The following is a 26,953-nucleotide window of genomic DNA, read 5'->3' as shown; positions in this document are numbered from 1 at the left end:
ACACGGACCTGCACGAGAGATTCCCCGGGCGTTACGTACGATGCAGCGACAACGAAGCATCACGCTTGGCGTGCTCGTCGGCATTCGCGGGCACGGTCATCATCAGGATCACCGAAAGCAGCAGGCCGGTCGCCATGAAAATGTACGAAGCCGCCGGGCTGCCGGTCGCGCCGTTCAGATAGCCCACCACCCACGAACCGAGGAACGCCCCCAGCGCGCCGCATGCGTTGATGAGACCGATCGCGCCGCCCAGCACGTTGCTCGGAATCAGTTCCGGCACGAGTGCGAAGAACGGGCCGTACGGCGCGTACATCGCTGCACCTGCAACGACCAGCAGCGCGAACGAGATCCAGAAATGCGAGCCGCCGATCAGATAGGAAGCGACGAACGCAATGGTCCCGACGAGCAGTAGCGGCCAGACGAACAGCTTGCGATTGCGCGTCTTGTCCGAGAGCCACGACGCGAGCAGCATCAGGATGATTGCGGCGAGATAGGGCACCGCAGCGAGCCAGCCGACCGAGACGATGTCGATCGTCGAGGCGGCTTTGAGAATCGAAGGCAGCCACATGATGAAGCCGTATACGCCGATGCTCCACAGCGCATGAATCGAGCAAAACTTCAGTACGATCGACGAACGGAACGCCGCCTTGTAGTTGCGCACCGGCGCGATATGGGCCTGCTCGGCCTTCAGGCGCGCATCGAGTTCAGTCTTTTCGGCGTCGCTCATCCAGGGCGCGTCGGCCGGACGGTCTTTCACCGTGAACCACCAGACCACCGCCCATGCGATGGCGGGCATGCCCTCGAGGACAAACATCTCGCGCCAGCCGAAACTGCGAACCAGATAGCCCGACACCACCGACATCCACAGCACCGTCACCGGATTGCCGAGAATCAGGAAAGTATTGGCGCGCGAGCGTTCGCTACGCGTGAACCACCGGCTGATGTACATCAGCATCGACGGCATCACGGCCGCCTCCACGACGCCGAGCGTGAAGCGCAGCACCATCAACATCGGAATATTGCTGACCATGCCGGTCGCCGCCGCGCACAGCCCCCACAGAATCAGGCTGAAGAAAATCAGTTTCTTGACGCTGTTGCGCTGTGCGTAAATCGCACCGGGTACCTGAAACAGGCAGTAGCCGAGAAAGAACAGCGAGCCGATCAGCGACGAGGTGCCGTGCGTGATGCCGAGATCCTTGTCGATTCCGGCCGCGGCGGCGAAGCCGTAGTTCGCGCGGTCGAGATAGGCGAGGCTATACGTGATGAAGATGATGGGCATCAGATACCACCATCTTTGAGTTGCTACGGGTTTGACGCTTTCCATGATGTCTCCGGATCAGTGCGGCGCATGAACGACCTGGCGCGATTGGCTGTTTGTTTTGCTCTACCCGCGCGAACCTGCATTTAAAGAACGGCTAGCCAGCCACCATCGACGTAGATGATCTGGCCGTTCACATAGCTCGACGCCGGTGAGGCCAGATATACCGCCGTACCGACGAGTTCCTCCGGCTTGCCCCAGCGTTGCGAGGGATTGCTGCTCTTGACCCATGCGTCGAAAGCGGCGTTCTCGATCAGCGGCTTGTTCATGTCCGTCAGGATGTAACCCGGGCCGATCGCGTTCGCCTGAATGTCCGAGGCCGCCCACTCGGCGCTCATGGCGCGGGTCAGCATCTTGATGCCGCCCTTCGCCGCCGTATAGGCGCCGACCGTCGCGCGCCCGGCTTCGCTCGTGAGCGAGCCGATGTTGATGATCTTGCCGCCCGTGCCGCGCGCGATCATGCGGCGTGCAGCCTGCTTCGCGACGATGAAGGCGCTCGTCAGATTCGTGTCGATTACGCGCTGCCAGTCGCTCAGTTCGAGTTCGACGAGCGGCTTGCGAAACTGGATGCCGGCGTTGTTGACAACGATATCGACTGGCACGCCGTCCTTGTCCCACTGTGCGAATGCTTCGGCAACGGCGCTTTCGTCAGTCACATCGAAGGCGCGACCTTGCGCATTGAAACCCTTGTCGCTCAGACGGGCGACCGCTTCGGCCACCGTGTCGGCGCGCGTGCCGTTCAGGATGACGTTCGCACCGGCGGCCGCCAGTCCCTCGGCAAGCGCGAATCCGATGCCGCGCGCCGAGCCGGTAACGAGTGCCGTGCGGCCGCTCAGATCGAATAGTTGTGTCATACGTGTGTCCTCTCGATGTTCTGAAACGAGGCGCGAGTGCGCCCCTCGCGATCCCGACGAGGGTCGCGATGAAATGGGTTGCGGCGATTGCTACGTGGGTTGATCGTTGGCGGTCTGGTCTAGCGCAGCGCGGTCCTCGAAGTCCTGCTCGGCGCGCCTGATGAGCGTGAGTACGGCCTCTTCCGCCGCCACGGGGTCTCCCTTCTCGATCGCGACGCACAGTGCCTCGTGCATCGGCAGCGAACGGGCCGGACCGCCGGCGATTTCAGAGCTGAGTTCGAAACTGGTGCGCAGGATCGCCGACAGCGCGTTCTGCATCTGCTGGACGAACTGGTTGTGGCAGGCGGTGAGGATGGCGCCGTGAAACGCGAGGTCGGCGGGAACGTACTCGCCGTGGCCGGCGACCGCGCGTTCCATTGCCTTGAAAGCGCGCCGGACCGCGATGCGGTCTTCGTCAGTCGCGCGTTTCGCGGCGAGCCTGGCCGCGTTCGGCTCGATGATCAGGCGCAGTTCCATCAGGTCTTCGATGAGGCCGGGCTCGACGGCGCTTGCACGCGCGCGCCACATGATCACGTCCGGATCGAACAACTGCCATTGCGCACGCGGCAGCACGACCGTGCCGTAGCGGCGGCGCACCTGCAGCATGCCCTTGGCGGAGAGCGACTTCATCGTCTCGCGGATGGTGATGCGGCTGACCTGCATCTGCTCGGCAAGCACCGGCTCGGCGGGAAGAATGTCACCGGGCATGAATTTGCCTGAACAAATCTGTTCGCCCATCTGATTCAGGACCTGCCTGTGCAAAGTTGCCACGATTTGCTCTCTATGTCATACGTATGATGTAGAAAGATAGGCGCGACGAGGCCGTGTGGCAATTCGGGTTCACCCGGAGTGCGGGTTGGAAGGGGGGTGTCGGGGTGCAGGGAATTGCCGGCGTGGAAGGGGTTGCCGGCGATGGCAGGCGCCGCCGGAGATGGAAGACGCCGGGCGAACGCGCGCCGCTGGGCGCGGAGCAGCGCGCCGCGAGGCGCGCCACCGTTCGCGTCAAACCTTCGCGATATGCGTCTCGGCAATCGCGCGGACGTCGATGCGGCGCGGCAGGATAGCGTCGCGATCCGCGCTGTCGGCGACTTTCTGAAGCGCGGCGATATCCGCGTCGGTCACGAAGTGCTGTTTCAATGCCGCGCGTTGCGTGATCTGCTTCGCGGCGTCGAGCGGCGAGCGCGTCAAGGTCGAGTAGATCTGCGCATAGGCATCGGGGTTCGCGAGCGCCCAATCACCCGCGCGCTGCAGCCTGAGCAGAACATCCGCGATAGCCGCACGTTTGCGTGTATCAGCAAGTGCGGCGCCCGATGCAGTGATGAAGCCGAGACCACTATTGATCCCAGAACCGTCGCGCAAAATACGCGCGCCACGTTGAACCGCGATGCCGTAGTACGGATCGAACGTCGCCCACACGTCGATCGAACCGGACGCGAACGCAGCAAACGCATCGACGGGCAGGATGAAACGGACCTTGACGTCGTCCTTCGAAAGTCCGGCTTCGGCGAGCGCACCGTACAACTGGAATTGCGAAATGCTGCCGCGCGCCGACGACACGAACACGGTGCGCCCCTTCAGATCCGCCACGGTGCGAATCGGTGAATTGGGCGCAACCAGAATGCCGAGTTGCGCGCCCGAACCCACACGCGTCGCGACGATCTTCAAGGTCGGATCGCCGACAGCCGCGGCAAGCACAGGCAAGTCGCCCGCCGGGGCAAGATCGACAGCGCCCGCGCGTTGCGCCTCGAACAGTGGCGCGGCACCCTGGAAGTTGGCCCAGCGAAATGCGTACGGCGTGCCGTCGAGTACCTTGGCGGCTTCGGCGAGCGCTCGCGTGCCGCCGGCCTGGTCGCCGAGCACGATCGTGGTCGATGCCAGATCGGCGGCCTGCACGTTGAGTGAATGAAATGCGCCGGTTGCGGCAAGCGCCGGCACCGCGCCGAGCAGCTTCAGCGTGCGCCGCCGCATGAAAAAAGACGTAGAAACAGAAGCGGCCATATGCCCTCGCTTGCAAGATTTCTGCAAGCGTAGCGATCAGGACGCTTCGTGAGAATGATTCAATTCCGATATCGTTATCTTGACCGAGCAGCTATCTTTTTCACCCCAGCGCGAACCCGTCACTTACGACTTCTCGAATATGCCGCGATACGCGCCGTACATCGACAGAACGATCAGCGCGCTGACCAGCGGTGTCACCAGCAAGCCGCGCAAAAGAAGCGGCGCGAAGGTGGCAAGCCACACGTCGACGGCGATGGCGACGCCGAACACCAAAGCGACGCGCCAGTTACGCGCCACGGCACGCAGGCTTGCCGCCATCGCGTTCAGGGGCGCAACGTTGTTCAAAACAACCAGCGCCGGCGCGAACCATACGAGCGAAGCCGCGAGCGCATAGGCCAGCATATTGAGCACCGGCTCCAGCGCATTGTCCGTGCCGTTATGTGCACCGTAGACGATCGTCAGATCATGCACGCCATTCGGTGCAACAGCTGTCTTCAGCGAGACATGAAACGCCACAAACGCGATCAGGTGCCCCGCATAGGCAACGGCAGCGCCGCATTGCCCGATCATGATCAACGCATTGCGATGCACGTTGACGGCTTCGATCGTCTCGCGGATCGACCAAGGGCGCGCATTGCTCGCACGCTCCTGCATCAGCACCAAACCAGCAGCGAGAACCGGCCCGACGAGCACCGCCAGCACGCGCAACTGCGGCGCCAGTTCAAACAGCGTGACGAAATCGGCGCAGCCGAGAATCGCCACGAGCCACAACACCGGATTCGCGCGAGCGATACGAACCCCTTCTGCGAGCCAGCCGGCAACATTCTCGACGCTGACCACGCGACCATCTGGATAGCGCAGCCCCGAAGCAGGTTGCCGGTGTGCCGGGACTGCCGTACCGCCTGAATAATGCATGTTCATGACCGTTTCCTTTTCATCGAATGAGGATAGAGACGTCAGTCAACCTGCGCCGCACTTCAGGCGGATTGCCCTTCGTCGAGTCGAGCAGTAATCAGATCGAGTTGCCGCTGAACATAGCGGACCAAAGCGCGCCATGTGATGCGCGTCAACCACAAACACAGCCACAAACCGACGATGCCGGCAACCAGCATCGCAAATCCGTAAATCATTGCGCCGATGCCCGAGCCATGCGGCCCGACGATCACGACGTTGTCCGAACCGTCCTTGATCGAAATGTGGTCGCGATCGATCACGACCGAATCCGAGCCGCTGTTGACCGCCAGACGCTTGCCGCTGCCGTCCGCGCCCTGCACGAAGGACACGTGGTCGCCGTGGTTCCTGATGTCCCACGCCAACGCCTTCGCACCGGTTCCGATGCGCGCGACCGATACCTTGTCTCCTTCGCCATCCTTAAGATCGAGCGCTACGATGTCGGTGGCTGCGATAGACCATGCGCCGTCGGGGTCGACTTTGAATAGATCGCGCGCGCCGCCAACCGAATTGATCTTGAGTTTGCCGTCGTCGTTCTTGATGTCGATCGGACCTGCCAGCGTCACAACCGAAATCCGCGTGGCTGCATCCGGCCGCAACACGAAACGGTCGCCGTCCACCCGGAACACCTTCATATTGGCGGTTGCGAGGCGCGGGTCGCCCTGTTTGGGGGCGTCATCCGCGTCGTCGTCATCATCGTCGTCGTTTCCGTTGGCGCTCGCCTGCTGACCCGTTTTCACGTCGCTGCTTTCGAAAGTGAACGGCACCGAATGGAACGCTGGCCACCCGAACAGGTGATGACTCCCGAGCGCAACCACCGTCACGAGCCCGGCAATCGTCAGCGCGCCTGAAACCGCGTAGCCGATCGTCAGCATCAGCAGATAGAACATGAACGGAATCAGCAGGAACAATTGCAACAGACCAAGCCCCGCGATCGAAACGACCACCCGCATCAGGTTGCCGAACGAGCGCCGCGTTTCCCACTGACGGAAATTCGCCTGCGCCTTCAGTTCGCGTGCGAGCTTGACCGGGTCGCCGAGCGCTGCAACCACTTCCGCCTCACTGCGGCCCGCTGCGAGTGCGTCACCGAAGTACTCGCGATAGTCGGCGACGATTTCGTCGACCACCTGCTTCGGCAAACTCCGCAGTTCGTGGCGCAATTGCTGGATGAATGCGTCCTGCGTCATTGCTTTTCCCCTGTTCCTGAGGGCGTACGGGACAAGGCCAGCACACCGTTGACTTCATCGACAAAACTGCGCCATTCGCTTTGCATTTCCGCCAGACTGTTGCGGCCCGCCGCCGTCAGCGAGTAGTACTTGCGCGGCGGCCCCGAACTGGATTCCACGAAATACGTCGACACCCACGCCTCGGCCTGCAGCCGGCGCATCAGCGGGTAAATCGTGCCCTCGCTGATCTCCATGGTTTCGGAGAGCGTCGAGACGAGCTCGTACGCATAGCTGTCGCCGCCGGCGAGGACAGCTAACACGCACATATCGAGCGTTCCCTTCTTGAGCTGCGTTTTCATTCAATTCCATTACATTAGTGTGCATAGCACGGTACCTTGCTATGCACTGGTGCAGAACACACCGATCCGCGAGATGACGAACGAACTCTAGCACCCAGTATTGTTTAATGCAAGGTACTGTTTTATGCACAGGACGTCTTCGCTCACCGGAGCGGCCGTCCGATCATTCGCTCCATTAATACAAAGGATTAGAAATGAGACTTTTACTTATTGTTTTTGGCTTCCGATAAAGGCACCAGGCCATGCGCGCAATGGCTGCGTTCATCCACTGAAACCGCCATGCCTCAAGGAGAAACCCATGACGTCCTATCGCCCTGCGGACACGCCAGCGCCACTGCCAGGAGATGGCACCCCGGCCAGCATGAAAAAGATCGCGGTGGCGAGTGTGATCGGCACGACCGTCGAATGGTATGACCTGTTCGTTTTCGCCACCGCCTCGGCACTCGTCTTCAACAAGGTGTTCTTTCCCGGCTTTGTCCCGTTGGTCGGCACCTTGCTGGCGTTCGGCACGTTCGCCTCCGCCTACCTCGCGCGTATTGTCGGGGCCGCCCTGTTCGGCCATTTCGGCGACCGCCTCGGGCGCAAGGCGATGCTGCTGGTCTCGCTCATCATCATGGGCATCGCGACGTTCTCGATTGGGCTGCTGCCGAACTACGCGTCGATTGGCATCTGGGCGCCCATTCTGCTGCTCACCTTGCGTGTCATTCAGGGACTCGCGCTCGGCGGCGAATGGGGCGGCGCCGTGCTGATGGCGGTGGAACACGCACCGGCCGGCAAGCGTGGACTGTATGGCTCGTGGGTGCAGATCGGCGTGCCGGCCGGCACCCTGATCGCCAATCTGGCGTTTCTGGTCTGCAACGCCACGCTGTCAAACGACGCACTGCTCTCCTGGGGTTGGCGCATTCCGTTCCTTGCGAGCGCATTGCTCGTGGGGGTCGGGCTTTATATCCGTCTGAACACATCGGAAACCCCGTCGTTCCGCAAGATCAAGGAAGCTGACGCGCAGGTCAAGCTGCCGATCGCCGAAGTCCTCACCCGATACTGGAAGCAGGTTCTGCTCGGCGGCATCGCGACGATGTCGACGGGCACCTCGTTCAACCTGATCGTCGCTTTCGGGTTGACCTATGGAACGCAGACGCTGGGCTTCTCACGTAACGCGATGCTTTCCATCGCGCTGATTGCCTGCGCGCTTTGCATCGTGTTGTTGCCGGCCTTCGGCAAGCTATCCGACGTCGTGGGCCGCAAGCCGGTGATCATCGGCGGCATCGTCGCCGAGGCCCTGCTCGCTTTTCCGCTTTTCTGGCTGCTGGATACGCGCGAGTTTCCGTTCGCGCTGCTCGGCTATCTGCTGATGATGACCGCCTTCGCCGCAAACTATGGACCCATCGCCACCTTCCTCGCGGAGTTGTTCGGCACCGAGGTTCGCTACTCCGGTCTATCGGTGAGCTATATGTTGTCCGGACTGCTCGGCAGTGCGGCCACGCCCATTGTCACCACCGCGCTGTTGTCCGCGACAGGCCGCGGTTCGTCGGTGGCGTGGTACATGATGGGCTCGGCTGCTGTTTCGGTACTCGCGCTCGTGCTGCTCGCGGAAACGCTTCGCCGCGACATCTCGTCTGCGGCGCGTACCAATGCCGCCACCGCGAGCCTTTCGTGAAGGCCTGAAATGAAAACGGAAAATGCCGCTCTGATGCAAGCCACACCAGACTCATCCTTACTGCGCAGCCTCGAATCCGTCAGCTTCCCGACGCTAGGGCACTTCATGGAAGACGGCTTCGCGGACCATCGTCTTCGCGCGATGGTCCCCAACGTGAAGGTGATCGGGCGCGCGGTAACGCTCAAGCTGCTGTCGCCCGACGCCATTCCCGTGAACCGCGCCCTCTCGCAACTCAAACCCGGTGACGTGCTAGTGATCGACATGAGCGGCAACCATACGCATGCGCCGGTCGGAGCGGTCACGGCATGCGCCGCGCTCAACGCCGGCGCGAGGGGTGTTATCGTCGATGGCGTAGTGACCGATCTCCTCGAATTACGCTGCACGGGGCTGCCGGTGTTCGCGCGCGGAACGTCGTTGCTCACGACCAAAAAGCGCGACACGATGTCGAGCCTGTTTAACGAGCCGGTGATATGCGGCGGGGTCGTGGTGCGCCCAGGCGACATCGTGCTGGCCGACGACAACGGTGTACTGTTCGCTGAAGCACCGGTCCTCGCCGCCGTAATCGAGCTGGCGCAGGCTTCCGACCGAGCGGAGCCCGCGCTACTGGCTCGCCTCAACGCCAAAGCGCCGCTTCACGAGGTTCTGCAGTGCGTCATGCCGTAAAGTATTCACGCGGCTAATAATCTGCATTAGAACAATGAAGTTGACGGACACTGACGCGCTGACGAACACTACGCGCACTACAGCACGTGAGAACCTGGGAGTCTTTTGAAATGCAATCCACGCCCACATCCGATCACATGAGCGACAAACCGGCGCCGATCGGTACCGAACGGCAGGTACGGGAGGAACTGGCGGCGCTCTACCGGCTGACCGCTCACTTCCGCATGACCGACATGATCGACACGCACATCACGGCGCGCCTGCCCAGCTCGCCGGGCGAGCCGCCGGCCTTTCTGATCAACCGCTATGGCGTGCTGTTTCACGAAATGCGCGCGTCGGACCTCGTGAAGATCGATCATCTCGGCAATGTCATCGATGAGCGGGCGCACAGCGACCCTGCGTTGTTTCGTGTGAACGCCGCGGGGTTCACGATTCATTCGGCCATCCACGCGGCACGCGACGATCTGCATTTCGTGATCCATACGCACACCGCCGCCGGAACAGCCGTATCGGCACAGGAGCAGGGACTGCTGCCGATCAGTCAGCATGCGTTGAAGTTCTACGGCAAGCTCGCTTACCACGATTACGAGGGCATCGCGCTCGAACTCGGCGAGCGCGAGCGTCTGGTGCGCGACCTCGGTTCCTGCAAGGCGATGATCCTGCGCAATCATGGCTTGCTTGCGGCCGGCTCCACGGCAGCCGAAGCGTTCCACGAAATCTATTTCCTCGAGCGGGCCTGTCAGGCGCAAATCCAGGCGCTGGCCGGTGGCAGCGCGCTGCGCATCCCGCCGCGCGAAGTGTGCGAGTTGACCGCGAGCCAGTTCGCTCGCGACGACTCCGCGGGAATTTCCGAGTTGGCGTGGCGCGCGGCGTTACGGTTGATCGACGACCCGAAATCCGACTACCGCAACTAGGCCCGTTCTACGATTCGATGCAATGACCAAATTAGTTCTGATGAGCCGTGACTTCGACATGTCACACCTGGTGCAGCCGATTCTGCGCGCCGCCCCTGAATTCGATGTCGTGATGCACGGCGAGCGGTCCAGCGGCGATGCTGACATCGCCGTGTGCTGGAACCCGCCGGCCGGCGCATTGGCAGCGCTGCCGAAACTGCGGCTCGTGCATAGCATCGCTGCGGGTGTGGACAACATTCTGTCCGATCCTGCCCTGCCCGCCGTGCCGCTGTGCCGGGTCGTCGATCCGCAACACGCACGCGGAATGAGCGAATTCGTCACGTGGGGGGTGCTGCACTTTCATCGTCAACTCGACCGTGTGCTGGCCAATCAGCGTCTTAACCGCTGGTTCCGCGACGATCAGCGCGATGCTTCCGAATGCGCCGTCGGCATCATGGGACTGGGAGAAATCGGCAGCCGCGTCGCGACGGATTTGCGGCGCTTCGGCTTTGCGGTACGCGGTTGGGCACGCAAGTCCCGAGAACTGCCGGGCGTAACGACCTTCGCCGGTCCGCAGGAATTCAAGCCATTTCTCCAGGGGACAGACATCCTCGTGTGTCTTTTGCCGCTCACGCACGAAACCCGCTGGATTCTCAACGCGAACACGTTCGAACACTTGCGGCCTGGCGCAAAGCTGATTCACGTCGGTCGTGGTGAACATCTGGTGCCTGCGGACCTGATCGCGGCACTGACGAGTGGGCAGATTGGCGGTGCAATCGTCGACGTGTTTCCGACGGAGCCGTTACCCCCCGAAGATCATTTATGGCGCGCACCCAATCTGATCGTGACGCCGCATATGGCGTCGGTGGCAAGCTCGGACACGATCGCCACGCAGGTGGCGCACAACGCACGCAGGCTGATCCGCGGCGAACCGCTGCACAACGTGGTTGACGTGACTCGCGGCTACTAGGCGTGAGGCTCGAGGCCGGCACCTTCCGCCTGACCGTCGATGAACACATTCAGCGCATCGATAAACGCAGCCTCAGCGGCGCTCAGCTTGCGGTCCTGTGACCACAGCATATAGATATCGAGGTCAGCCACGCCTTCATCCGGCGGCAGCCGCTGAAGGCGGCCTTGAGCGATGTCGTCGCGCACGACGTGTTCCGGCAGGCAGCCGATGCCGAAGCCCGCGAAAATGAAACGCCTCACCTCGGTCATGCTCGACGATGAGCCGACCACGCGCCCCGTGAAGCCCATCTCGTCACGAAAGAATGTGAGCGGCGACAGGTGGTCGCCCACTTTGTCGCCCGTGAAGGAGACGAACTTCTCGCCGGCGAGATCGGCGACCCGAAGATCGTCGCGCCCAAAGAGCGGATGATGGCGCCCGCAGAAAAGTGCATACCGTTGACGCAGAAACACGCGGCTGTCGACTCGTTTGGGTAACGCGCGCCGCGGCGTCAGTCCGAGCGTTGCGGACTTTTGCTGGAGGCTGTTCACCACATCGGCGCTGCGCATTTCCTGGCTTTCGAGCTCGATACGCGGATACGTGCGATGGAACTCCGCGAGAAACGTGTCGTAGGCCGGAAAATCGATTCCGCTGACGGTACTCACGCGCACCATGCCGGAGATATCGTGTTCGCGATCCACCTCGGCCAGCGACAGCCGCGAGATCGTGCCATACACGTCTTCGGCAATCTGCTTCACTTCGATACCGGCCTGCGTGACCTCGATACGCGGACCGTGGCGATCCACGAGGCGCAGCCCCAACTGCTCCTCCAACCGGCGCAGCGCCTGGCTCACGGCGGGCTGCGTCAGGTGCAGTTTCGTCGCCGCGCGACTCACGCTGCCTTCTTTCGCAATGGCGAGAAAAGTACGCAGCAGGTTCCAGTCAAGGCGGTCGTTCAGATAAGTGTCCGGGCGGTCTTTGCTCACGATGAGCCTCACTGGTTTCATCATCCGCCAAAATTATACTTAGGATTAGAATTAGAAATTAGACTTATCATTTTTGATTACGGATAAAGGCATCACGACGAACCCGACGCGGTCAGTACGCCGCGACTTCAGGAGTGTGTGATGCTAAAGATCAATGGTGAGCGGCTCTGGACGAGCCTGATGAACATGGCCGCTGTGGGCGCCACGGCAGGCGGCGGTGTACGGCGCCTCGCATTGACCGAACAGGACGCGGCAGGCCGGGCGCTTTTCTCGCAGTGGTGCGTCGAGGCGGGGCTGACGTTATCCGTCGATCAGGTCGGCAATCTTTTTGCGCGACGCGCCGGCAAACGGAACGACGCCGCGCCCGTAGCAAGCGGGAGCCACCTCGACACCCAGCCCGAGGGCGGCCGCTTCGACGGGGTCTATGGCGTGCTCGCCGCGCTCGAAGTCGTCCGCACGCTGAACGATGCGAACATTCAAACCGACAAACCCATCGAAATCGTCGTGTGGACCAACGAGGAAGGCGCGCGCTTCACGCCGGCCATGCTCGGTTCAGCAGCCTTCACAGGCGTCATGCCGCTCGCCCAGGCGTTGAACACGTGCGACGCTGCAGGGACATCGGTCGAGCAGGCATTGCAAGCAACCGGCTATGCCGGCACGCGCGCCGTGCCCGGCATCGTCTTCGACGCCTACTTCGAAGCGCATATCGAACAGGGCCCGGTGCTCGAGGAAAGCGGCGTGCCGATCGGCGTCGTCACGGGCGGCCAGGCGATTCGCTGGCTCGATGTGCGCGTGCGTGGGCAGGCCGCGCACGCAGGCACGACGCCGATGCAGTACCGCCGCGATGCGCTATTCGCGAGCGCTGAAATGGCCGCGGAACTGGAGAGCATCGCGGCAGATTTCTTTCCACAGGGTCTCGCCACCATCGGCGAACTGCACATACGCAATGCGTCGCGCAATACGATCGCGGCGGACCTGTCGTTCACGGTGGATCTGCGCCACCCCGACGATGCGATGATCGAAAAAATGGAAGCCGCGCTGCGTGAGCGCTTCGATGCCATCGCCAGAAGACGTCGCCTGACTGTCGAGGTGGGGCAGCATTGGGTCAGTCCATCCACTCCGTTTGACCCGAACTGCATTGCTGCTGTCGGCAGCGCAGTAGAGACGCTGGACTATCCGCATCAACGTATCGTCAGCGGTGCCGGACATGACGCGATCCATCTCGCGAAACACTGTCCGACCGCGATGATTTTCATCCCCTGCGTCGATGGCCTGAGCCATAACGAAGCCGAAGACGCTTTGCCGGCAGACGTCACGCGTGGCACGGATGTGCTGCTTCACGCGATGCTGGCCCGCGCTGGGCAGGCCGTATGAACGCGCATCAAACGCCTCGTCCACCCGGCATCCGGCGCACATGGCTCTTTGTACCCGGCAACCATGCCGAAGCCCACGCGGTCGCGCTGCAAAGCGGTGCAGATGCAATCGTCGCCGATCTCGAAGAGATGACTTCGCCGCAAGACCGGCCGCAGGCACGCGAGCGCATCGTCACGCTATTGCGCGAGGCGGCTCGCGCCGGCACGGTCGGCTCGGTACGGATCAACAAACTGGAGCATGACGGCCATGCCGATCTCGAAGGCGTCATGTCCGGCACCCCACGGGCGATTTTTCTGCCACACGCGGAGAGCGCGGCTCAACTGGCCGCGCTCGACGATGCGCTGGCCGTCATCGAGCGCAAGCTGGGCATTCCGGCGGGCTCGACGGAGGTGGTTCCAGTTATCGAATCCGCAAAGGGTCTGGTCAATCTGGGAGCGCTACTTCAGGTGGGTGCACGGATGAAGTGCTGCATGCTGGCGGTCGAAGACCTGGCGGCGAATCTCGGCGCGCGCCGCACGCCTGGCGGTCACGAACTGCTTTACGCACGCAGCCGCTTTCTGATCGAGTGTATTGCCACCGGCTGCGTGCCGATCGATCTTCCTTGTACGTACCGGTCGGCGCAGGTGCTTGGGCAGGACCTGGACCTCTCCACGCAACTCGGATTCGCATCGAAGAGCGTCGTGTTTCCCGAACACGTGCCCGCGATTCACCGCGCGCTGACGCCGTCGGCGGAAGACGTGCAGGCAGCGCGCGCGCTCGTCGACGCACACGCAGCACAGCAGGCGAACCCACCCTCTGCTGGATCAGTATGGATCGACTATCCGGAGCGCAACAACGCGCAACGGTTGATCGCGCGTGACGCGCTGCTCCGCGCCGTTGAGGAAAGCGGCAACGCATAAGCGGGCCAAGCATTAGCCGCTTTGATACTGAAGATTAAAAATCCGAATTTGGCGGGCGTATTTCGGCGACCGATAAAGACAGCGGTCAAGCCAACGCCGCGCGTTCAACAACAGGATTCCCCATGTCCCCTTCTGAACAGACTCATCAGCCCGTGCGCGCCGCCACCGCGGCTTTTATCGGCACAGCTGTCGAGTTTTACGACTACTACACCTATGCGACGGCCGCCGCGCTCGTGCTCGGCGAGGTGTTCTTCCCGAGCAGCAATCATTTCCTTAGCACGATGGCTTCGTTCGGCACGTTCTTTGTGGGCTTCATTGCACGCCCATTGAGCGGCGCGGTGTTCGGGCATCTCGGCGACAAGCTCGGCCGCAAGAAGATGCTGCTGCTGACCATGTTCCTGATGGGGATCGCCACCACCGGCATCGGCCTGCTGCCCGGCTATGCCAGCATCGGCATCTGGGCGCCGATCTCACTCGTGCTGTTACGGATTCTCCAGGGTATCGCCGTGGGCGGCGAATGGGGCGGCGCGGTACTGATGGCGAGCGAGCACGCGCCAACCGGCCGCAAGACGTTCTTCGCGTCCTTTCCGCAGATGGGCAGCCCGGCCGGACTAATTCTTTCACTCGTATCGTTCCGGCTCGTCACCTCGCTCGATCACGCAAGCTTCGTTGCCTGGGGTTGGCGCCTGCCGTTTCTGGCCAGCTTCGTGCTGCTGTTGATCGGCATGGCTATCCGTCTCGGTGTTAAGGAGTCGCCCGAGTTCGAGCAGCTTCGCAAGAATCGCGAGGTGCTGAAATCGCCAGTCAAGGAAGTGCTGCGCACCGCGTGGTATCCGATCGTCATGGCGGCGATGGCCACGACAATCGGCTCCGCCGGGTTCTTCTTCACCAATACGTTCATGATTTCGTATGTCACCGGATATCTCGGCATGTCGAAATCGTTCATTCTCGATTGCCTGTTTGTGGTCACCCTCATCCAGTTGGCGTCCCAGCCGGTTTCGGCGCTGTTGGCTCAACGGTTCGGAGAGACCCGCTTTCTGACCTGTGCTGCCCTGCTATCCATGCTCACGCCTTACCCGATGTTTCTGCTCGTCCAGACACAAAATCCGGTCGCGATCGTGACGGGTATCTCGCTCGCGGTGGTGGTGCTGTCCGCTGTCTATGCGGTCATCGCCGGTTTCATGACGCCGGCATTTCCCACGCAAGTTCGGTACTCCGGCATTTCGATCGCCTATCAACTGTGCGCGACGATCGCCGGTGGGACGACGCCTCTGATCGGTACGATGCTCGCGCAGAACTACAAGGGCGAGTGGCTGCCGCTGGCGATTTTCTTCAGCGTGCTTTCGGCGGTGTCGCTGGTTGGAATCGTGGGGCTCGGACGTTATCGCAAGGGGATACGCGCGGAGGGATCTGCGGCGGTGCTTGCTAATTAAGGCTGGCCGGGGGTGATCGGGGGAAACTATGTCGATTGGTAATTGCGGCGGCGCGGATGGACGCAAACCGGCCGAACACGTGCGCGCTCGTGAAGCGCACGCGGGAATGCTCGAAGTGACATAATTCCCGCGTCGTTGCTTTGCAACGCGACCACTACTTTCACGCCGCAAAACCAGGAGATTCACATGAGCAAGGGATATTGGGTGACCGCATACCGCGCGACGAAAGACCCGTCGAAACTGGCCGCGTATGCACAACTGGCAGCGCCCGCGGTAGCAGCCGCCGGCGGCAAATTTATCGTGCGCGGCGTCGCCGAAGAAGCACACGAGCAAGGTTTGAAAGAGCGGACCGTCGTGATCGAGTTTCCGACCTACGAGCAGGCCGTTGCCGCCTATGAGAGCGACGCCTACAAGAAAGCGCTTGAAGCACTGGGCGACGGTGTCGAACGCGATCTGCGTATCGTTCGCGGCGCCGAGTAACGACGCGAAACGATGCGTGCGCTCAGCCGGCCGCGGCGGCCTGCACGAGCGCGCCGATGCCGTCGATAGCTTTCATCAACTCTGCAGGCGCACCATGCCGCGCCTGCAGATAGCTCGTTGCGTTATACGAGAGCCACACCCTGCCATCGCCGTCCTGCCACACCAGCACCTTGAGAGGCAGATCGAGCGCCACGCTCGGCACGGCCTGCATCAGCGGCGTCCCCGCCCGCGGATTACCGAACACAAGCAACTGTGACGGCGGCATCGCAAGCCCCGCGCGCTGTGCATCCGCCGCGAAATCGATGCGCGCGAACAGGATGATGTTTTTCGCTTCGATCAGTGAGGCAAGCGCGTCGGCGGCCTGGTCGACCGTGCGCTGCGTGGGTACGGTGACGATGCCGTTGTCGGCTGCGAGACTGGACATGGATTTCTCCGCGTGTTGACGATTGTTGACAATAGACAAGCTGGCAGGCTATGGTCAAAGAAGCCCACGGTCTGTTATCCCATCCTTTGTTCTAATCGCCGATCATGACCACGTCAACCACGTCTAGCGCCATCGAACTGCTGCAGCGGCATTCCCTTGCGACGCTAGTGCAGGAAATGCTCGAACGCAGCATCGTCTCGGGGGAATTCGCCCCGGGAGAGAAATTGAACGAAGTCGAAGTCTCCACGCGATTAAATGTGTCTCGCGGGCCACTGCGCGAGGCGTTCCGCGCATTGGAACAGGCAGGTTTGCTGAAAACGGAGAAAAACCGCGGCGTCACGGTGCGCGCGCTGTCGTTACGCGAGGCCGAAGAAATCTATGAAGTTCGCGCCATGCTGGACGAATCGGTCGCCCGCTCGTTGGCCAATCGAATGACGCCTGAAACGCTCGCCACGCTCAAAGGCATCATTACGTCGATGAAAGCGGCGAAGAAGGATCACGACCTCACGCGCTACACGGCATTGAACGTCCAGTTGCACGATGCGATGGTAACGGGCGTCGGCAACCAGCACCTGATCGAAACCTATCGGCATCTCGTTCGCCAGCTTGGTTTGCTGCGTCAGGCTGCGATCGAATCGGAAAAGAGCGCGCTGGCGACGTCGGTGACGGAACACGAGAAAATCGTCAACGCGCTCGCCAAGGGCGATACGGAAAGCGCCGTCGCGCTCGTGCGCGAACACGTCGCGCATGGCCTCGCGAGAATGCGGCGTGCCCACGAGCACTGGGCCGCGTCTGCTGGTAATAGCGGCAATACAGGCAACGCCTGAAGCAGGGCCGGACCGCTGAGTACGCGGCCCCGCGCTCGGCGCTGCGGGGCCGTCATTACACTAGGCTTTATCCGACTTCCCCGCGGCATTGGCGAGCTTGCTAAGCAAGCGATCGACCAGCCAGGGCTGCCGGTCTTCGTCTTCCGCGCGCTCCTTGCGCCGAATCGCGTCGCGCACAGTAATCGAACCCACGTACCGGATCGGCTCGGGCGGGAAATAGCCCAACGGTCCCTTCGTCAACGGACTGCGCGTCCATTCGTTGTCGAGATCGAGCAACAGCGATGACAGAATCTGCCCACCCATATAGGTCGGTCCAACGCCGTTGCCTGAATAACCAAAGCCATAGAGCACGTTCGGCGCGTCGTCGAGTCTGCCGAAAAACGGAAAGCCCGTGACCGAGCGATCCGACGGACCGTTCCAGCTCGCAGTGACCGGCACATCGCGCAACGCGGGGAAGAAATCGTGCAGGCTGCGCGTCAGATCCGCTTCATACGGGGAGCGCTGATCGAACACGGGCGCGATCCGGCCGCGCCATGCAAAAGTATTGCCGCCCTTGCCGAGCATCAACCGGCCGTCCGCCGTGCTGCGATAGTAGTAAACGAAGATGCGCGAGTCGAGCACCGACACGCCGTCTTTCAAGCCGATTTGTTGCAGCAACTCCGGACATTTCTCGGTGACGATCATGTCGCTGGAAACGACAGCAAGCGTGCGTTCGAACTGCTTGAAGCGGCTCGCCATCCACGCATTGATCGCGAGCACCAGTTTGGGCGCCGTGACGCTGCCAGCCGGCGTGCGCACGGTTACGCGATCGCCTGACGTGAAGTCGAGCATCGGCGTACGTTCATAAATACGAATGCCCATTTCAATCGCGACACGCCGCAATCCGCGCACAAGCTTGCCCGGATGCACCGTTGCCGCGACCGGCGAATACACGCCGCCGAGATTACGCGCCGAACCGGAGCGGCTCGCCACTTCGCCCGGTGCGAGATGTTGATACGAATTGATGCCGTGTTCACTCAGTGCTGCGATCACCGGATCGAGCAGGCCGATTTGCGCACGTGATGTCGCCGTGTAGAGCGTGCCGTCGTGCCGAAGCTCGGCATCGATCGCGTGCTCGACACAGAAATCGCGAATCCGTCCCACGGCCGCTTCGGACGCTTTCACCAACCGGATCGCTTCGGCCTCGCCAAACAGACGCCGCAGCGTGAAGAACTTCGTCGACCATGTCAGCAGGCAGCCACCATTGCGGCCGCTCGCGCCCGCTCCGCACAGATCGCTCTCGATGATCACGATGTCGAGATCAGGTTTCTTCTGCTTCGCCTGGATGGCGGTCCACAAACCGGTGAAACCACCACCCACGATGCAGACATCGGCCGTCGTCGCACCTTGCAGTGCGGGCGCCAGTGAACCATCGGCGAAGAGTGCTTGTTCAATCCAGAACGGACGCATGAATTGCTCACATTGATACAACGGTTTAACGCCACGCGGCGAAAGGAAAGACTTCTCCCCGCGCCAACGGAAAGAAGCCTTTGCGCGTGGACATGCTCAGGCCAACTCAGGCTAACGCTTTCGCCGACACCTGCCTGATTGCCATGGCCTTCAGCGTATCGGCGATCGCGGCGACCGCGCCGGGGATGCCACTATCGCCAAAGTGCCCGATACAGCCGACACGGAATGTTTCTACCTGGGTCAGCTTGCCCGGATACAGGATATAGCCGCGCTTTTTCACTTCGGTATAGAACGTCTTGAAGTCGTAGTTGGGATCATCAGGCGCGTGAAACGTGACGATGATCGGCGCCTGAATCGACGGGTCGAGAAAGGTTCGAAAACCGAGTGCGGCCATGCCTTCGATCAACGCCCGGCAATTGCTCGCATAGCGTGCGCCGCGCGCTTCGAGACCGCCCTCTTCCACGTACTGCGCGATCGCCTGATCCAGAGCTGCGACGACGTGAGTGGGCGGCGTGAAACGCCACTGCGTGGTGCGGCTCATGTAGACCCATTGATCGTACAGATCCATAGCGAGCGAGGGGCTGTTGCCCTCGCATTGCTCCAGCGTGCTGCGGCGGATAATCACGAAGCCCATGCCTGGCACACCTTCCAGACATTTGCCGGAGGCGGCCACGACTGCGTCGAACGGTGTTTGGCGCGCGTCGATGTCGATGGCGCCGAATGAGCTCATCGCGTCGATGATCAGACTGCGTCCGTGCTTTGCGACAACCATGGCAATCTCATGTAGCGGGTTGAGCACCCCGGCACCGGTTTCGCAATGCACGAGCGCGACGTGCGTGATGCTCGGATCAGCCGCTAGCGCACGATCGACGTCAGCCGCTTTGACCTGCGTGTCTTCGGGATAGTCGAGCGTCTGGTGACGACGGCCGAGTGCCCGGCAAATCTTCGCGATGCGCTGGCAATACGCGCCGTTGTTCGGTATCAGCACATGTCCATCGCGCGGCACCAGCGTGCCAATTGCCGCCTCGACCGAGAACGTGCCGCTGCCTTGCAAGGGCACGCATTCATGGGTGTCTTCGCCATGCACGATGCGCAGCGTCTGCTGGCGGACACGAGCGGTGATCTGATTGAAATCGCCGTCCCACGATCCCCAGTCGCGCAGCATCGCCTGACGCGTGCGGTCTGAGGTCGTGAGCGGACCGGGAGTGAGCAGAATGGGCTGGGAAGGCAGGTTCACAGTAGCTCCTTATCGATCTTGATGAAGACTTGTTTCAGCCACGGCGCGTGGTGCGCCATGCCTGGGTTCTACGCAATACGCCATGCGATACGCAGGCAAACAGCACGCAGGCGAACGCCGCCGTCACGAGGACCAGCGTGGCCATCGCCGCGGCCGGTCCAATCTGGCCGGCGTCGTCGAGATTGAGAATGGCGACGGAGGCCGGTTGCGTGTCGGGTGAATAGAGAAACGCAACCGCCGACACCGTCGTCATGCCGTTGACGAACAGATAACGCGCGATCTGCAGGATCGACGGCAGGCATACAGGCACGGTGACGCGCAAAAACGTCTTGTAGAAAGGCACTTTCAGCGAAGCCGAGACCGCTTCGAACTCGTTGTCGATCTGACGAAGCGCGGTGACTGCAGTCAAGTGGCTCGACGAGTAGTAATGCACCACCGTGACGATCGCGAGCAGTGCGAGCGTGCCGTAAAGTCCGTTCAAAGGGTTAGCGGGCGAGTTGAACAGAAAGATGTAGCTGATGCCGAGCACGAGACCCGGCACGCCCATCGGCAGGATCGCGCACAGATTGATAAAACCGCGTAGCCAGCGCGGTCCACGTGTCTTCTCCACCAGATACGCGCCGCCGAACACGATGACGGTGCCGCCGATCGCCACGCACGCGGCCATTTTCAAGCTGTTCTTGTACGCATCGAAAATCCCCGCGCCGATCAGGCCCATCTTGTAGTGCTGCAAGCCAAGGCTCATCTGATACGGCCAAAACTTCACGAACGAAGCGAACACCGAAATGCCGACCACCGCCAACAGCAGCAGGCAGACGAAGCCGCAGTACCCGAGCATCGCGATGTCGAAGCCGCGTGCGGGCTTCGGCTGGTAAGGCGTCGAACGCGCGCCGAGTTGCGATTGCTGCTTGCGGCGAATGAAGAAGTCGACGGCGAACGCAACCAGCGCCGGACAAAGCAGCAGCAGACTGACCACCGCACTCCGGTTGAAATCCTGCAAGCCGATGATGAGCTTATAGATGTCGGTGGAGAGCACCGAATAAGGGCCGCCGATCACGACCGGCACGCCGAAGTCGTTGATGCAGATCGTGAACGACACCATTGTCGCGCTGATCAGACCATACTTCGCACCCGGCAGCGTGATCGTGAAGAATTTGCGCGCGCGGCGTGTGCCCATCGCTTCGGCGGCCTCGTATAAACGTCCGTCGGATAGCGACAGCGCCGTCACGAGAATCATCAGCACATGCGGAAACGCGGCGTACACCAGACTGCATACGATGCCCGGCAGCCCGTAGATCGAATGCCCGTGAAGCAAGGGCTTCAGGATGCCCGAGTTGCCGAACCAGTAGATGAACGACACAGCGGACAGCAACGTCGGCGCGAGCAGCGGAAGCAGCGCGACCGTGCGAACGGCGTTCTTCATCGGCATGCACGAGCGGGTCAGTGCATACGCAAACGTAAAGGCCATCGGAATCACGATCGCCGTCACGAGGCAAGCCACCGTGACCGAATGCAGTGTCGACGTCCACACGCCGGAATTCACCAGATAGCCGGTGAAATTGGCGAGTCCGACGAAATGGCCATCCGCATCGACGAAACATTTGCCGATCACCAAGGCCAGCGGCAACAGCAGAAACACACCGAGAAACGCGGACATCAACACAAGCGCCAACTGCGCGACCCGGTCATGCCAATGGCTCTTCTGGCGCACCTCGGCATGACCTTCCTCGCCGCTGCGGCGCTCGATCAGAACGGCGCTCATTGGAGTCGCTCCTTCGCGGCGGAAAAGACGCACACATGTTCGCGGTTGATAGCCAGATTGAAGCGCGATCCCGGCTGCAGGCGGGTGCGATGCATTTCATGAAACGACAGATCGGCGACGATCTCCTGCTCGCCGAGCCCATCCACCTTGAAGCTGACCCGGCAAAACGCACCGAGGAATTCCAGCTTTTCGACTGAGGCGGGCAACAGGTTGTCCGCCTCGTTGCCCGGCGCACTGAGGTGAATGTCTTCCGGCCGCACGAACGCCGACACTTTCGAACCAAGCACCGCGCGCTCCGATCCGCACCCGTAGCGCAGCGCGATGGAGCCCGCCTTGAGACTGCCGTCGCGTGCCACCTCGGCCGGAATCAGATTGACCTTGCCGATGAAATCCGCAACGAACGGCGAGGCCGGCTCGCGATAGATTTCGTGCGGCGTGCCGATCTGCTCGATCACACCCTGATTCATCACCACGATGCGGTCGGCCATGGATAGCGCTTCTTCCTGGTCATGCGTCACCATGATCGTGGTCACGCCGAGGCGCTGCTGCAACTGGCGGATTTCCTGGCGCAGCCGCACACGAACACGCGCATCCAGCGCAGACAGCGGCTCATCGAGCAACAGCAAACCCGGCGACGTTGCGAGCGCACGCGCCAGCGCGATACGCTGCTGCTGCCCACCGGATAACTGGTTCGGATGCTTCTTCTGCGCATCCGGCAAGCCGACCAGGGCGAGTAGTTCGTTCACACGATCGGCGATCGCCGCGCGCTTCATCTTGCGATTCACGAGACCATAGGCCACGTTGTCGAAGATGGTCAGATTCGGAAACAGCGCGTACGACTGGAACACGATGCCGTAATCGCGAAGCTGAGGCGGCAGCCGCGAAACATCGCGGCCGTCCTGCGTGATCTGGCCGGCGCTCTGTGTTTCGAGCCCGGCAATGATGCGCAGCAAAGTAGTCTTGCCGCATCCCGACGGGCCGAGGAAGCAGAGCATTTCTCCCTTCTTCACGCCAAGATTGATGTCCTCCAGAACCGGCGTGTCGTTGAACCGCTTGTAGACCCGCTCTACGCTCAAATACGTTGTCATCTGCTCCTCCGCTTCCGCTTGCATGTCGACGTGGCGCGACGCACTGCCGTGCGCTGTGTCGCTGCGTCGTTCGGGGGTCACGCAGCGCGCGCCCCGGCGCCCCTCGTCAAGACCCGGCTGAACCTGGTCTTACTTTTGTTCCTTGTTGCCGTAGCGCCTTTGCCAGTCTTCGAGAATTGCGTCGCGGTTCTTTGCGGACCATGTGAAATCGTTCTTCACGAGCAGTTCCGAATAGTTGTCGGGGATACCGGAGAGTTTCTTCGCGACACCCGGGTACGCAACGATCGCCCACCACTGCGCGGTGATTTCATTGGCCTCCTTGCTGGCCATAAAGTCCGCGAGTTTTTTGGCCGCGTCCGGCTGCTTTGTCGTTTTCATGATGCCGGTGGCTTCCATGTCCCAGCCCAAGCCTTCTTTCGGGAAGATCAGGTCAATGGGAGCGCCTTGCGCCTGCAACTCGTGGCCACGGAATTCGAATGAGATGCCGATCGGAAATTCGCCGGTGCCCGCCAGCGTGCAGGGCTTCGAACCCGAGTGCACGTATTGCGCGACGTTCTTGTCCAACGCGTCCATGTACTGCCAGCCCTTGTCCTTGCCGAAGGTTTGCAGCCAGGACGTCACGTCCAGATAGCCGGTACCGGACGACACCGGACTCGGCATCACGATCATGCCTTTGTAGACCGGCTTGGTCAGGTCTTCCCACGACGTGGGCTTAGGCAAATGGCGCTTCTCCGCTTCGACGCGGTTGTAGCAGACCGTCGCGCCCCACACGTCCATGCCGACCCAGTGCGGCGGCGTGTTCGTGTCGCTGTACTTGCGCGTCAGACTGTCGAAGCCCTTCGGTGCGTAAGGCATCAGCATGCCCTGCAGATCGAGCAGCGTCAGGCTCGATGCCGCGAGTCCAAGCACCACGTCGGCACGCGGATTGTTCTTTTCGGCAAGCAGCTTGGCCGTGACTGCGCCAGTCGAATCGCGCACCCAGCGGATTTCGATATCCGGGTTGGCCTTTTCGAACGCGTCTTTATAGGGCTTCATCGCTTCGTCTTCGAGCGCCGTGTAGACGAGCAACTGCGTTTTTGCCTGCGCGAACTGGACCGCGCCGAGCGTGACGGTGGCGGCGACCAGACAGCGCAACGCCATATTCAGACGACCTCTACAAGCTTTAAACCCCGACTGTTCCTTCATTTCCAGACCCCTTGAGAAAGTGGCGTCGCGGCCAGCGACGAAAACGACCGGTGCTACGGGACGACTGCGTGTTGCAACCCTCTTAAGCAACTGCTGATGACTGCGGTTGATGATTTGCGATTTGTTGTCTGTTGTTGACAATCTACAAAGCATCAATTTTAATGTCAAGTATTGCCTCACTTTGCCACATAACGCCACATCGTCATTACCCGACTTACCCCTAGCCAAGAGGACATGTCATGAGCGAAGCACCGGTTTCCATTGAAGTGAACGGCCGCAGCTACAACTGGATGCGCAGACCCGTCGTCGTGGTCTGCGTGGACGGCTGCGCGTATGAATATCTGGAGATGGCGGCCGCGGCGGGAGTCGCGCCCTTTTTGGCCGCGCTGCTGCGGCCCGGCACGTCGCTCAAGGGCGAATGCGTGGTGCCGAGCTTCACGAACCCGAACAACCTGTCGATCGTGACCGGCGTACCGCCCGCGGTGCACGGCATTAGCGGCAACTACTTTTTCGATCGCGACAGCGGCACCGAGGTGCTGATGAACGATCCGAAGTACCTGGTCGCTCCTACCGTGCTCGCCGGTTTCGCCGAACAGGGCGCGCATGTCGCGGTGGTCACTGCAAAGGACAAACTGCGCCGGCTGCTCGGCAAAGGCCTGAAGGGCATCTGCTTCTCGGCGGAGAAAGCCGACGAAGCAACGCTCGAAGAGAACGGCATCGACAACCTGCTCGAACTGGTCGGTCAGCCGGTGCCGAGCGTCTACAGCGCGGAGCTGTCCGAGTTCGTGTTCGCAGCCGGCGTGCGCCTGCTCGAAACCCGCGATATCGACCTGATGTACCTGTCGACAACCGACTACGTACAGCACAAATGCGCCCCGGGCACCCCTGGCGCCAACGCGTTCTATCAGATGATGGACGGCTATCTGCAGCGGCTCGACGAGCTGGGTGCGATCGTCGCGGTCACGGCCGATCACGGCATGAATGCGAAGCACAACGAAGACGGTGAACCCAACGTGATCTATCTGCAGGAACGCTTCGACGAGTGGCTCGGCGAGGACGCTGCCCGCGTGATCCTGCCGATCACGGACCCCTACGTCGTGCATCACGGCGCGCTCGGATCGTTCGCGACGGTCTATCTTCCCGCCTCGGCCGATCTCGAAGCAACGCGCCGCCGGCTCGCCGCGGAACCCGGCATCGAACTGGTGCTGACTGGCGCCGAAGGCTGCGCGCGCTTCGAACTTCCGCCTGCGCGCATGGGCGACCTCATCGTGATTTCAACGCAAGACGTGGTGCTCGGCACGCGACGTATTAAGCACGATCTGTCCGGCCTCGACGTGCCGCTGCGCTCGCATGGTGGTCTTGCTGAACAGATCGTGCCGCTTCTGTTCAATCAGCCGGTCGCGAAGTCGGTCGGCGAGCGGGCACGGTTACGTAACTTCGACATCATCGATATCGCACTCAACCATCTTCAATGATCGGGGATCAGACATGAACGCTGTTGCTGAAATCAAGGCTCAATTGCAGGTGCGTCATGAAGCGCTGCGTATCGGCGGCGAGAAAATCTTCCGCGACGAAGTGATCGAAGTGCGCAATCCTTACGATGGCACGCTCGTCGGCACCGTGCCGAAAGCGACGCTCGAAGACGTGCGCCGCGCGTTCGAATTCGCACGCGCGTATCGCCCGGCGCTAACCCGCTACGAGCGCGCCGCGATCCTGCGCCGTGCGGCCGATGCAGTACGGGCACGCAACGAGGAAATCGCCGCCGTCATCACGGCGGAAGCGGGCTTGTGCAAGAAGGATTCGATCTATGAAGCCGGCCGCGTCGCGGACGTGCTGGTGTTCGGCGCGGGCGAGGTGCTGAAAGACGACGGCCAGATTTTCTCGTGTGACCTCACGCCTCACGGCAAGAAGCGGCGCGTCTATACGCAACGCGATCCGCTGCTGGGCGTGATCTCCGCTATTACGCCATTCAACCATCCGATGAATCAGGTCGCGCACAAGATCGTGCCGGCGATTGCCACGAACAATCGCATCGTGGTGAAACCGTCGGAGAAAGTGCCGCTGTCATGCTATCTGCTTGCCGACATTCTCTATGAGGCAGGCTTGCCGGTGCAGATGCTGCAGGTGTTGACGGGCGACCCGAGCGTGATTGCCGACGAGCTGATCACGAACCCCGCGATCGATCTCATCACTTTCACCGGTGGCGTCTCGATCGGCAAATCGATCGCCTCGCGCATGGGCTACCGGCGCGCCGTGCTCGAACTGGGCGGCAACGACCCGATCATCGTGATGGAAGATGCCGATCTCGACGAAGCCAGTTCGCTCGCGGTGTCCGGCTCATACAAGAATTCGGGCCAGCGTTGCACCGCCATCAAGCGCATGCTGGTACACGAGTCCGTCGCCGACCGCTTCACGGACCTCGTCGTGGACAAGACACGCGCGTGGAAGTACGGCAATCCGGCGGATAGTTCGGTCGACATGGGAACGGTCATCGACGAAGCGGCCGCGCAGTTCTGCGAACGCCAGGTCAACGACGCCCTGTCGCGCGGCGCCCGTCTGCTTGCAGGCAATCTGCGCGACGGCGCGCTCTACTCGCCAACGGTGGTCGATCGTGTCACGCCCGACATGCCGCTCGTCAAGTACGAGACGTTCGGGCCGGTGTCGCCGATCATGCGCTTTGCCAACATCGACGAAGCGATCCGCATGTCGAACTGCACGGACTATGCGTTGTCATCGTCGGTCTGCACGAACCGCTTCGACTACATCACGCGGCTCATTACCGAACTGGAAGTGGGCAGCGTGAATGTGCGCGAAGTGCCGGGGTATCGGCTGGAACTCACGCCCTTCGGCGGCGTGAAGGACTCGGGACTCGGCTACAAGGAAGGGGTGCAGGAAGCCATGAAGAGCTTTACCAATACGAAGACCTACTCGCTGCCGTGGTGAATGCGATGTGAGGATGAGAAGC

General features: G+C 61.6%; 25 protein-coding genes. 11 read left to right on the top strand and 14 right to left on the bottom strand.

Annotated elements, in window-relative coordinates; all coding sequences use genetic code 11:
* Positions 1-31 precede the first annotated feature (31 nt).
* From M0D68_RS09350 to M0D68_RS09320, 7 genes are all read right to left on the bottom strand, one after another.
* Entirely contained in the window at positions 32-1,324 is a 1,293-nt protein-coding gene (locus M0D68_RS09350; RefSeq protein ID WP_200618484.1) for an MFS transporter, read from the bottom strand.
* Between the two features lie 80 nt (positions 1,325-1,404).
* The gene (locus M0D68_RS09345) at positions 1,405-2,172 is read right to left on the bottom strand and encodes an SDR family oxidoreductase (RefSeq protein ID WP_093641377.1); all 768 of its coding nucleotides are present in this window, start codon (positions 2,170-2,172) and stop codon (positions 1,405-1,407) included.
* A gap of 90 nt (positions 2,173-2,262) precedes the next feature.
* The gene (locus M0D68_RS09340; RefSeq protein ID WP_200618485.1) at positions 2,263-2,982 is read right to left on the bottom strand and encodes a FadR/GntR family transcriptional regulator; all 720 of its coding nucleotides are present in this window, start codon (positions 2,980-2,982) and stop codon (positions 2,263-2,265) included.
* 231 nt (positions 2,983-3,213) lie between these two features.
* Positions 3,214-4,209, bottom strand: a complete 996-nt coding sequence (locus tag M0D68_RS09335) for an ABC transporter substrate-binding protein (protein ID WP_200618486.1) — start codon at positions 4,207-4,209, stop codon at positions 3,214-3,216.
* 123 nt (positions 4,210-4,332) lie between these two features.
* The gene (locus M0D68_RS09330; RefSeq protein ID WP_200618487.1) at positions 4,333-5,130 is read right to left on the bottom strand and encodes a BPSS1780 family membrane protein; all 798 of its coding nucleotides are present in this window, start codon (positions 5,128-5,130) and stop codon (positions 4,333-4,335) included.
* 56 nt (positions 5,131-5,186) lie between these two features.
* The gene (locus tag M0D68_RS09325) at positions 5,187-6,347 is read right to left on the bottom strand and encodes a DUF1700 domain-containing protein (RefSeq protein WP_200618488.1); all 1,161 of its coding nucleotides are present in this window, start codon (positions 6,345-6,347) and stop codon (positions 5,187-5,189) included.
* Positions 6,344-6,685 carry a PadR family transcriptional regulator gene (locus tag M0D68_RS09320; protein WP_054039365.1) on the bottom strand — a complete coding sequence of 114 codons (342 nt, stop codon included), beginning with the start codon at positions 6,683-6,685 and terminating at the stop codon, positions 6,344-6,346. Before M0D68_RS09320 ends, M0D68_RS09325 begins: the two co-directional genes overlap by 4 nt.
* A 298-nt stretch (positions 6,686-6,983) precedes the next feature.
* Here M0D68_RS09320 and M0D68_RS09315 point away from each other — a divergent pair, with 298 nt between their 5' ends.
* From M0D68_RS09315 to M0D68_RS09300, 4 genes are all read left to right on the top strand, one after another.
* The gene (locus M0D68_RS09315) at positions 6,984-8,342 is read left to right on the top strand and encodes an MFS transporter (protein WP_200618489.1); all 1,359 of its coding nucleotides are present in this window, start codon (positions 6,984-6,986) and stop codon (positions 8,340-8,342) included.
* Between the two features lie 9 nt (positions 8,343-8,351).
* Complete coding sequence (locus tag M0D68_RS09310) at positions 8,352-9,005, top strand: RraA family protein (RefSeq protein ID WP_200618490.1); 654 nt, start codon at positions 8,352-8,354, stop codon at positions 9,003-9,005.
* A 137-nt stretch (positions 9,006-9,142) separates the two neighbouring features.
* The gene (locus tag M0D68_RS09305) at positions 9,143-9,919 is read left to right on the top strand and encodes a class II aldolase/adducin family protein (RefSeq protein ID WP_200618530.1); all 777 of its coding nucleotides are present in this window, start codon (positions 9,143-9,145) and stop codon (positions 9,917-9,919) included.
* Positions 9,920-9,941: 22 nt separating this feature from the next.
* Positions 9,942-10,868, top strand: a complete 927-nt coding sequence (locus tag M0D68_RS09300; protein WP_200618491.1) for a glyoxylate/hydroxypyruvate reductase A — start codon at positions 9,942-9,944, stop codon at positions 10,866-10,868.
* On the opposite strand, the gene M0D68_RS09295 is transcribed toward M0D68_RS09300, so the two are convergent.
* Positions 10,865-11,830, bottom strand: a complete 966-nt coding sequence (locus tag M0D68_RS09295) for a LysR family transcriptional regulator (RefSeq protein WP_244179470.1) — start codon at positions 11,828-11,830, stop codon at positions 10,865-10,867. The two genes, M0D68_RS09300 and M0D68_RS09295, sit on opposite strands and share 4 nt — an antisense overlap.
* 141 nt (positions 11,831-11,971) lie before the next feature.
* Between M0D68_RS09295 and M0D68_RS09290 the strand changes: the two genes are divergently transcribed.
* The 4 genes from M0D68_RS09290 (at position 11,972) to M0D68_RS09275 (ending at position 16,016) form a co-directional block, all read left to right on the top strand.
* A complete protein-coding gene (locus M0D68_RS09290) occupies positions 11,972-13,204 on the top strand; it encodes a Zn-dependent hydrolase (protein WP_200618492.1) in 1,233 nt (410 codons plus the stop codon).
* The gene (locus M0D68_RS09285; RefSeq protein WP_266224214.1) at positions 13,201-14,103 is read left to right on the top strand and encodes a CoA ester lyase; all 903 of its coding nucleotides are present in this window, start codon (positions 13,201-13,203) and stop codon (positions 14,101-14,103) included. The genes M0D68_RS09290 and M0D68_RS09285 overlap by 4 nt, the downstream gene beginning before the upstream one ends.
* 122 nt (positions 14,104-14,225) lie before the next feature.
* Entirely contained in the window at positions 14,226-15,536 is a 1,311-nt protein-coding gene (locus tag M0D68_RS09280; protein ID WP_093641405.1) for an MFS transporter, read from the top strand.
* A gap of 186 nt (positions 15,537-15,722) precedes the next feature.
* Complete coding sequence (locus M0D68_RS09275; RefSeq protein ID WP_054039434.1) at positions 15,723-16,016, top strand: DUF1330 domain-containing protein; 294 nt, start codon at positions 15,723-15,725, stop codon at positions 16,014-16,016.
* Positions 16,017-16,038: 22 nt separating this feature from the next.
* On the opposite strand, the gene M0D68_RS09270 is transcribed toward M0D68_RS09275, so the two are convergent.
* The gene (locus tag M0D68_RS09270) at positions 16,039-16,440 is read right to left on the bottom strand and encodes a DUF302 domain-containing protein (RefSeq protein WP_093641408.1); all 402 of its coding nucleotides are present in this window, start codon (positions 16,438-16,440) and stop codon (positions 16,039-16,041) included.
* Between the two features lie 104 nt (positions 16,441-16,544).
* Between M0D68_RS09270 and M0D68_RS09265 the strand changes: the two genes are divergently transcribed.
* On the top strand, positions 16,545-17,267 hold the full coding sequence (locus M0D68_RS09265) for a phosphonate utilization associated transcriptional regulator (RefSeq protein WP_093641411.1): 723 nt from the start codon (positions 16,545-16,547) through the stop codon (positions 17,265-17,267).
* Between the two features lie 60 nt (positions 17,268-17,327).
* Here the strand turns inward: M0D68_RS09265 and M0D68_RS09260 are convergent, their stop codons facing one another.
* The 5 genes from M0D68_RS09260 to M0D68_RS09240 all read right to left on the bottom strand — a co-directional run bounded on the left by M0D68_RS09260 (position 17,328) and on the right by M0D68_RS09240 (position 23,943).
* On the bottom strand, positions 17,328-18,716 hold the full coding sequence (locus tag M0D68_RS09260; RefSeq protein ID WP_200618494.1) for an FAD-dependent oxidoreductase: 1,389 nt from the start codon (positions 18,714-18,716) through the stop codon (positions 17,328-17,330).
* A gap of 106 nt (positions 18,717-18,822) precedes the next feature.
* Complete coding sequence (locus M0D68_RS09255) at positions 18,823-19,953, bottom strand: 2-aminoethylphosphonate--pyruvate transaminase (protein WP_256457561.1); 1,131 nt, start codon at positions 19,951-19,953, stop codon at positions 18,823-18,825.
* Between the two features lie 34 nt (positions 19,954-19,987).
* Positions 19,988-21,715: a putative 2-aminoethylphosphonate ABC transporter permease subunit gene (locus M0D68_RS09250; RefSeq protein WP_200618496.1), complete on the bottom strand. Its 1,728-nt coding sequence runs from the start codon at positions 21,713-21,715 to the stop codon at positions 19,988-19,990.
* Complete coding sequence (locus M0D68_RS09245; protein WP_200618497.1) at positions 21,712-22,803, bottom strand: putative 2-aminoethylphosphonate ABC transporter ATP-binding protein; 1,092 nt, start codon at positions 22,801-22,803, stop codon at positions 21,712-21,714. The genes M0D68_RS09250 and M0D68_RS09245 overlap by 4 nt, the downstream gene beginning before the upstream one ends.
* Positions 22,804-22,932: 129 nt before the next feature.
* The gene (locus M0D68_RS09240) at positions 22,933-23,943 is read right to left on the bottom strand and encodes a putative 2-aminoethylphosphonate ABC transporter substrate-binding protein (protein ID WP_234486556.1); all 1,011 of its coding nucleotides are present in this window, start codon (positions 23,941-23,943) and stop codon (positions 22,933-22,935) included.
* A gap of 284 nt (positions 23,944-24,227) precedes the next feature.
* Between M0D68_RS09240 and phnA the strand changes: the two genes are divergently transcribed.
* Positions 24,228-25,463 carry a phosphonoacetate hydrolase gene (gene phnA / locus M0D68_RS09235; protein WP_200618499.1) on the top strand — a complete coding sequence of 412 codons (1,236 nt, stop codon included), beginning with the start codon at positions 24,228-24,230 and terminating at the stop codon, positions 25,461-25,463.
* A gap of 13 nt (positions 25,464-25,476) precedes the next feature.
* Positions 25,477-26,931 carry a phosphonoacetaldehyde dehydrogenase gene (gene phnY / locus M0D68_RS09230; RefSeq protein ID WP_200618500.1) on the top strand — a complete coding sequence of 485 codons (1,455 nt, stop codon included), beginning with the start codon at positions 25,477-25,479 and terminating at the stop codon, positions 26,929-26,931.
* Positions 26,932-26,953: the final 22 nt, after the last annotated feature.

The organism is Paraburkholderia sp. SEWSISQ10-3 4 (assembly GCF_030464785.1).
Taxonomy (GTDB): domain Bacteria; phylum Pseudomonadota; class Gammaproteobacteria; order Burkholderiales; family Burkholderiaceae; genus Paraburkholderia; species Paraburkholderia aspalathi.
Note: the sequence above shows the minus strand (reverse complement) of the source record. Positions and strands in the feature narration are given on the sequence as shown.